The sequence below is a fragment of the Nonomuraea guangzhouensis genome (assembly GCF_019396345.1).
GTDB classification, from domain to species: Bacteria; Actinomycetota; Actinomycetes; order Streptosporangiales; family Streptosporangiaceae; genus Nonomuraea; species Nonomuraea guangzhouensis.
Genome location: NZ_JAHKRM010000092.1, coordinates 1 through 5744 on the forward strand (window position 1 = coordinate 1; position 5744 = coordinate 5744).

The window sequence follows — 5744 nt, forward strand, 5'->3', positions numbered from 1 at the left end:
CCGCCGTCGCGGCCGCCGCCATCGGCTTCGGCGGCAACGGCTCGGGTACGGCCGTCGCCGGCCGCACGCCCCCGGCGACCGCCAAGGTGACCCGTACGACGCTCACCGAGACCAAGACCGTGGACGGCACGCTCGGCTACGGCGACACCCTCACCGTCACCGCCAAGTCCCAGGGGACGATCACCTGGCTCCCCGCGGAGGGCTCCACCATCACCAGAGGCAAGGCCGTCTACAGCATCGACGCCGACCGCCGCCCCCTGCTCTACGGCGGTACGCCCCTCTATCGCGTCCTCAAGGACGGCGTCGAGGGCAAGGACGTCGAATTACTGGAGCGGAACCTGGCCAAGCTCGGCTACACCGGCTTCGACGTCGACAAGGAGTACACCTGGGCCACCCGCGAGGCCGTCGAGGACTGGCAGGAGGACCTCGGCCTGGACGTCACCGGCGAGGTCCAGCCCGCCGACGTGGTCGTGGAGAGCGGGCCGCTGCGCGTCGCCGACCTCAAGACCACGCTCGGCGCCGGCGGCACGGGACCCGTGCTCACCGCGACGGGCACCACCCGCCAGGTGCTGGTCGACCTCGACGTGGCCGACGCGCACCTGGTCAGGAAGGGCCTCAAGGCCACGGTCGAGCTGCCCGACGGCTCCACCGTGAAGGGCAAGATCACCGGCGTGGGCAAGGTCGCCACCGAGACGGGCACCGGCGCCGACGCCACCACCACGGTCGAGGTCGAGGTGTCGGTGAGCGGGCTGAAGAAGCCGTTCGACGCCGCCCCGGTCGACGTCACGATCGTGTCGGCCCAGCGCGAGAACGTGCTGGCCGTACCCGTCGGAGCGCTGCTGGCCCTCGCGGAAGGCGGCTACGGCGTGCAGGTCGTCGAGGGCGGGACCACCCGGTACGCGGCCGTCGAGGTCGGCATGTTCGCCGACGGCAAGGTGGAGGTCGACGGCGTCCAGGAGGGCGCGACCGTGGCGGTGCCCAAGTGATCGTCCGGCTGCGCGACGTGAGCAAGGAGTACGGCGAGGTGGCCGCCCTGCGCGGCGTCTCCATGAGCATCGAGTACGGCGAGCTCGTCGGCATCGTCGGCCCGTCCGGCTCCGGGAAGTCGACCATGCTCAACATGATCGGCACCCTGGACCGCCCGTCGAGCGGCACCGTGAGCATCGCCGGCCACGACGTGCTGACACTCACCGACAAGCAGCTCTCCGCGCTGCGGGCGAACGTCATCGGCTTCGTCTTCCAGCAGTTCCACCTCGCCGCGGGCGTGCCCGCGCTGGACAACGTCGCCGACGGCCTGCTGTACGCGGGGCCCTCGCTGCGTGAGCGCCGCCTGCGCGCCTACGAGGCGCTCGACCGGGTCGGGCTCGGGCACCGGCTCGGCCACCGCCCGCACGAGCTGTCCGGCGGCGAGCGGCAGCGGGTTGCGATCGCCCGTGCCGTGGTCGGCGGACCGCGGCTGCTGCTGGCCGACGAGCCGACGGGCAACCTCGACTCCCGTTCCGGCGCGGGCGTGATGGACCTGCTGCGCGAGCTGCACGCGGGCGGCACCACCGTGGTCGTCATCACCCATGACCGCGACATCGCCGCCTCGCTCCCTCGGCAGGTCGAGATGCTCGACGGGCTCGTGGCGGAGGGGGTCAGAGCATGACCGCCACCACCCTCACCTCAGCCCGGCTGCGCCCGCGCGACGTCGTCAGGGTCGGCGGGGCGGGCCTGCGGGCCAGGCCGCTGCGGGTGTTCCTGTCGGCGCTCGGCATCGCCATCGGCATCGCGGCCATGCTCGGCGTCGTCGGCATCTCCGCCTCCAGCCAGGAGGACCTGAACCGCCAGCTCGAATCGCTCGGCACGAACCTGCTCACCGTCTCACCCGGCCAGGACCTCTTCGGCGCGGGCTCCCACCTGCCCGCCGAGGCGGAGGGCATGATCGAGCAGATCGCCCCCGTCACCTCGGTCACCGCCACAGGCACCACGCCCGCCAAGGTCTACCGCAACGACCACATCCCGGCGGCCGAGTCGGGCAGCATCTCGGTCACCGCCGCCCGCCTGGACCTGCCGCACGACGTGGGCGCCCAGATCGTCAGCGGCACCTGGCTGAACGCGGCCACCCAGCGTTACCCGGCCACCGTGCTCGGCGCCAAGGCGGCCGACCGGCTCGGCGTCGTGCGGGCGGGCCCCGACCAGCGGGTCTGGCTGGGCGGGCAGTGGTTCACCGTCGTCGGCGTGCTCGGCGCCGCGCCGCTCGCCCCCGAACTCGACACCGCCGCGCTGATCGGGTGGCCGGTCGCCGAGGAACGGCTGGACTTCGACGGCTACCCGACCACGATCTACGCCAGGGCCGAGGAGGCCTCCGTCGTCGCGGTACGCGACGTGCTGGGCCCCACCGCCAACCCGGAGAAGCCCAACGAGGTCGAGGTCTCCAGGCCGTCGGACGTGCTGGCCGCCAAACAGGCCACCGACGCCACGCTGAACGCCCTCCTGCTCGGCCTCGGCGGCGTCGCCCTGCTGGTCGGCGGGGTCGGCGTGGCCAACACGATGGTGATCTCGGTGCTCGAACGGCGGGCCGAGATCGGGCTGCGCCGCTCGCTCGGCGCCACGCGCGGTCAGATCAGGCTGCAGTTTCTGGCCGAATCGCTGCTGCTGTCGGCCATCGGCGGCGTGGGCGGTGTGGTGCTCGGCATCGGCGTCACCGCCGCGTACGCGGGCTTCCAGGGGTGGCCGGCGATCGTACCGGTCTGGGCCATGCTCGGCGGCGTGCTCGCCACCCTGGTCATCGGCGGGATCGCCGGTTTCTACCCGGCCGTACGGGCCGCCCGCATGTCGCCCACGGAGGCGCTGGCCACGCCTTGACCGCACGTGTCCGATTCTTACAAGAGAACCCGGCTCGGCCTGGGTAGCTTCGCCGCTATGGAGATGCTTTCCCAGGCTGAGACATATGTGCTGCTGCACGGGCGGCTGATCGACAGGCTCAGGTTCGGCGCCCTGTTCAGGGGCGCCTCCCGCACGCGGGTGCTGGACACGCTGCGCTGCTACCAGAACGACGACGGCGGCTTCGGCAACGCGCTCGAACCGGACCTGCGCGGAGCGGCCAGCCAGCCCGAACCGGTCGAGGTGGCGTTCTCGATCCTCGACGAGCTGAACGCCTTCGACGATCCGATGGTGGCCGCCGCCTGCGACTACCTCGTCAGCGTCACGGCCAAGGACGGCGGCGTGCCGTTCGTGCTGCCGAGCGTCCGCGACACCCCGCGTGCGCCCTGGTGGGAGACCGGCGACGAGCCGCCGGGCAACCTCGTCCCCACCGCGTCGCTGGCCGGGTACCTGCACAAACACGGCGTCGACCATCCGTGGCTCGGGCCCGCCACAGACTTCTGCTGGTCGGCGATCGCCGGCATCTCGGACACCACCCCGTACGAGGCGCGGGCCGTCGTCCAGTTCCTGGACCTCGTGCCTGACCGGTCGCGGGCCGAGGCGGAGTTCGCCCGGCTGCGCGAAGCCCTGCTGGCCACGGTCACCTTCGACCCCGGAGCGCCCGGCGAGGCGCATTTCCCGCTCGACTTCGCGCCGTCGCCGCTGCGGCTGCCGCTGTTCACGCGGGACGTCCTGGACCGGCACCTCGACGCGCTCGCCGCGGCCCAGGCGGAGGACGGCGGCTGGCGCGGGAACTGGCTGATGTGGACGCCCGTGGTGGAGCACGAATGGGGCGGCTACCTCACCGTGCACCGGCTGCGGACGCTCCGGGCGTACGGGCGGCTGTGACTTCTTGTCGGTGGCCGTGCGTACCTTGGTGGCATGTACGAGGAGCGGCCTCCAGGGGACGGCTTCGACGGCCGGGTCGCCTGCGTGTGGCGGCGGGTCAACGAGGCCGAGAGCACGCAACTCGTGGTGCCCGACGGATGCGTGGACCTCATCTGGGGGCCTTCGGGGGCGTTCGTGGCGGGGCCGGATACCGGGCCGATGCCGGTGCGGATGCGGGCGGGTGACGCCTTCACCGGGATCCGCTTCAAGCCGGGCGGGGTGGGGGACGTGTTCGGCGTCCCCGTGCACGCCCTGCGTGATCAGCGGGTGCCGGTGACGGACCTGGGGTTCTCCGTGCCCGGCGGGCGACCGGCGGTCATGCGGGCGGCGATCGTGGCCCGGCTCCGGGCGACCGCGCCCGCCGACGCCGCGGCGCCGGCGATCGCCGAGGCGCTCCGGGCGGGGCGGAGCGTGGGAGAGGTCGCCTGGACGCTGGGATTCAGCGAGCGGCAGCTGCTGCGGCGGAGCATGGCCTCGTTCGGATACGGGCCGAAGGTCCTGCAGCGGGTGGTCCGGTTCCAGCGGGCGCTGAAGCTGGCCCGTGCGGGGGTGGCGCTGGCGGAGGTGGCGGTGGTCGCGGGCTACGCGGACCAGGCGCACCTGGCCAACGAGGTCAAACGGTTGAGCGGGGTGACTCTGGCGGAGCTCCGGATATGAGAGCCGCCGCCCAGCCCGCGCCGGGGTCACTGTCCACGAGGAGCGCCCGCGTGAGCAGGCTCAGGGGGATCGCCAGCAGCGCGCCCAGCGGCCCCAGCACGAACGCCCAGACGATCAGCGACAGGAACGTCATCGTGGTCGACAGGCCCACCGCGTCCCCCAGGAACTTGGGCTGGATGAACGATTGGATCACCACGTTGATGGCGATATAGGCGGCGATGACGAGGAGCATCTGCTTGAGACCGCCGTCGAGGAGGGCCAGCATCGCGGGCGGGATCAGGCCGAGGACGAAGCCGATGTTCGGGATGTAGTTGGTGATCAGCGCGAGGACCCCCCAGAGGACGGGCAACGGCACATCCAGGATGGACAGGGCCATGACGTCCAGCGCCGAGCAGATGAGACCGAAGACCGTGGAGACGATCAGATAACGCCTGGTCTTGTCGGCGAACGTGGCGAGCGCCGCCACCAGGTGCGGCTTGGTGCTCTCGCCCGCCGCGATGATCCGGGCCATGCCCGGAGTGTCCAGGCACATCGCCAGCAGCAGCACCACGATGAGGAACAGGCTGGACAGCACTCCCAGCAGGCTCGACGCCAGGCTCTGCGCCAGCCCGAGCACCTTGGCGGGGTCGAAGCTCTGGATCGCCTTGTTCAGCTGGGCGTTGCTGATGCCGTGGGTGGTGGCGAAGTTCTGGGCGTCGGTGAGCAACTGCTGGAACTGCGGGGCGTACGCGGGGAGCAGCGAGGCGAGCTGGGTGATGGAGAAGGTCAGCACCGCGACCATGCCCAGCAGGACGAGCAGCACGATGAGGAAGGGCACGATGACCTGCACCCAACCGGGAGCGCCCGCGCGGGCGAGCCGGTTCCGCACGGGGGCGACGGCGATGACCAGGACGAGCGCGAGCACGACCGGGCCGAGGATCGACGCGACCTCGCGCATCCCGAACAGAACGATGACCGCGCAGGCGATACCCGCCAGGATGGTGAGGGCTCGGGGCACACGAGGTTCCTACCCGTGGGCAGGGGATGACACCGGGAATCCGTTGATTTGACGGTTCCGGGAGGCGTACATAGAGTTCACCAGTCCCGCGAGGACGGCGTTGATCGCCGGTCTCGCCCGGGGGCCACCTCCAGCTAGATCCATTCAGCGGGCGTTCGCGTCACTCCGAATGGCTGGTAAGTTAGAGGGGTTGTCCCGGAAACGGGGCGGTGTTTATTCCAGAAGGTCGATGCGAATCGGGTCAATTTGACACCGGATCGGGCGGCTGAAAGAATAAAGACACAACGAAATGAACGAA

At 71.2% G+C, this 5744-nt stretch carries 6 protein-coding genes; 5 read left to right on the forward strand and 1 reads right to left on the reverse strand.

Features of this window, described 5'->3' with window-relative positions; all coding sequences use genetic code 11:
* From KME78_RS63435 to KME78_RS63455, 5 genes are all read left to right on the forward strand, one after another.
* Positions 1-986: peptidoglycan-binding protein (locus KME78_RS63435; RefSeq protein WP_219539918.1), on the forward strand; the 986-nt coding region annotated here is incomplete at its 5' end.
* Positions 986-1648, forward strand: coding sequence for an ABC transporter ATP-binding protein (locus tag KME78_RS63440; protein WP_308127614.1), 663 nt, complete (start codon positions 986-988; stop codon positions 1646-1648). The genes KME78_RS63435 and KME78_RS63440, both read left to right, overlap by 1 nt.
* The gene (locus KME78_RS63445) at positions 1645-2847 is read left to right on the forward strand and encodes an ABC transporter permease (protein ID WP_219539919.1); all 1203 of its coding nucleotides are present in this window, start codon (positions 1645-1647) and stop codon (positions 2845-2847) included. Before KME78_RS63440 ends, KME78_RS63445 begins: the two co-directional genes overlap by 4 nt.
* Before the next feature lie 57 nt (positions 2848-2904).
* Complete coding sequence (locus KME78_RS63450; RefSeq protein ID WP_219539920.1) at positions 2905-3753, forward strand: hypothetical protein; 849 nt, start codon at positions 2905-2907, stop codon at positions 3751-3753.
* Positions 3754-3786: 33 nt separating this feature from the next.
* The gene (locus KME78_RS63455; RefSeq protein ID WP_219539921.1) at positions 3787-4449 is read left to right on the forward strand and encodes a DUF6597 domain-containing transcriptional factor; all 663 of its coding nucleotides are present in this window, start codon (positions 3787-3789) and stop codon (positions 4447-4449) included.
* On the opposite strand, the gene KME78_RS63460 is transcribed toward KME78_RS63455, so the two are convergent.
* Positions 4406-5446, reverse strand: a complete 1041-nt coding sequence (locus KME78_RS63460; RefSeq protein WP_308127613.1) for an AI-2E family transporter — start codon at positions 5444-5446, stop codon at positions 4406-4408. The two genes, KME78_RS63455 and KME78_RS63460, sit on opposite strands and share 44 nt — an antisense overlap.
* Between the last annotated feature and the right edge of the window lie 298 nt (positions 5447-5744).